The 2,176-nt window shown below is 70.3% G+C and carries 1 protein-coding gene; it reads left to right on the top strand.

Features of this window, described 5'->3' with window-relative positions:
• The first annotated feature begins 177 nt into the window (after positions 1-177).
• Entirely contained in the window at positions 178-2,097 is a 1,920-nt protein-coding gene (locus tag G6019_RS13070) for a propionyl-CoA synthetase (protein WP_182613171.1), read from the top strand.
• Positions 2,098-2,176 lie beyond the last annotated feature (79 nt).

Genomic DNA, 2,176 nt, shown 5'->3' with positions numbered 1-2,176 from the left:
CCGGCTGGCGGACGCCGTCGCCTCGGCTCTCGTCGAGGTCAGGCGACGTCCCCCCGAGCGGAGGTATGCGGAGCGGATGTCGCGGTATCGGGACCTCGGTCTGAGACTAGAGTGAAACGCGTCACAGGCCGTCGGCACTGATTCGGGGGCCGCATCGCCGCACGAGAGGCTCAACCGATGTCGGACTCCACGACCTCGTCGACCTACGCCGAGGCCCACCGGCTCTCGATCACCGATCCCGATGCCTTCTGGCTGGAGGCCGCCGGCGCCATCGACTGGACCACGCCCCCCACGACCGCGGTCGACGGGTCCAGGCCGCCGTTCTACCGCTGGTTCCCCGACGGCCGACTCAACACGTCGTACAACTGCCTCGACCGCCATGTCGAGGAGGGACGAGGGGACCAGGCCGCGTTCATCTACGACTCGGCGGTGACCGGGGCCACCGAGACCATCACGTACTCCCAGTTGCTCGAGCAGGTCGAGGCCTTCGCGGGTGCGCTCGTCGCCGAGGGAGTGGGCCACGGCGACCGGGTCGTGATCTACATGCCCATGGTTCCCCGCGCGGCCGTGGCGATGCTCGCGTGCGCCCGGATCGGCGCCGTGCACTCCGTCGTGTTCGGGGGTTTCGCCGCGCCGGAGCTGGCCATACGCATCGACGACGCCCGGCCGAAGGTGGTGGTGACCTCGCCCGGCGGAATCGAGCCCACCCGCAAGGTCCCCTACTTCCCGATGGTCGCCAAAGCCCTGGGTCTCGCCCGCCACACACCGGGTGCGGTGATCGTCGCCGACCGACCGGACCAGTTCCCGGACGAGTCCTTTCCCGAGACCCCCGGCACCACCTGGAGCGACTGGGATGAGGCGGTCGCGGGGTCGGAGCCGACCGGGCCCGTCCCCGTCGCCGCGACGGACCCGCTGTACATCCTGTACACGTCCGGGACCACGGGCCTGCCCAAGGGCGTCGTGCGGGACAACGGTGGCCACGCCGTCGCGCTGGCGTGGTCGATGTGGAACGTCTACGGGGTCCGCCCCGGCGAGGTCTGGTGGACGGCCTCGGACGTCGGCTGGGTCGTGGGACACTCGTACATCGTCTACGGCCCGCTGCTGGTGGGCGCGACGTCCATCATCTACGAGGGCAAACCGGTCGGCACCCCGGACGCCGGCGCGTTCTGGAGGGTGATCGCCGAGCACGGGGCCACCGCGCTGTTCACCGCGCCCACGGCCGTCCGGGCCATCCGTAAGGAGGACCCGGAGGGCCGGGAGATCGCCCGGTACGACCTGTCCGGTATGCGCACCCTGTTCTGTGCGGGCGAACGGCTGGATCCCGACACCTATCGATGGGCCACGGAGAAGCTGGGCAAGCCCGTGGTGGACAACTGGTGGCAGACCGAGACGGGCTGGCCCATCGCCTCCAACCTGCGCGGTCTCGAGCCTATGCCGATCAAGGCAGGGTCCCCCACCGTGCCCGTACCCGGATACGACCTGCGCGTCCTGGATGCCGGGGGGACTGAACTGCCCGCGGGGGAGGAGGGCAACCTGGCGATCCGGCTGCCGATGGCGCCGGGCACCCTGTCGGGCCTGTGGGAGGACGACGAGAGGTTCATCTCCTCGTACATGTCCGTCTTCGACGGGTACTACTCCACCGGAGACGGCGGCTACATCGACTCCGACGGCTACGTCTACGTCATGGGCCGGACCGACGACGTCATCAACGTCGCCGGCCACCGGTTGTCGACGGGCTCCATGGAGGCCGTGATCGCCACCCACCCCGCGGTGGCCGAGGCCGCCGTCATCGGTGTGAAGGACGAACTCAAGGGCCAACGGCCGGTCGGGTACGTGGTCCTCAAGTCCGGTCAGGTCCGCGATCCCGAGGAGTTGCGGGCGGAGTTGGTGGCGATGGTCCGCGAGGAGATCGGCGCGGTGGCCACCTTCCGCGACTGCACGGTCGTGCAGGGCCTGCCCAAGACCCGGTCGGGCAAGATCCTGCGCAAGACGATGCGACAGATCGCGGACGGACACGAGGACGTCACAGTCCCGTCGACGATCGAGGACCCGGCCGTGCTCGATGCACTCACACCGTTCCTCCGACCGGCGGAATAGGGCGCGCCGGCCGTCACCCGTGGTCGCCGCGGCGGACCCCGCACACGACGACGCCCCGCCCCCCGGAACGGGGGGCGGG

Source organism: Dietzia sp. DQ12-76, from assembly GCF_014145045.1.
Taxonomy (GTDB): Bacteria; Actinomycetota; Actinomycetes; order Mycobacteriales; family Mycobacteriaceae; genus Dietzia.
The sequence above is the reverse complement of the archived record's forward strand: the minus strand, read 5'-3'. Positions and strand labels throughout refer to the sequence as shown.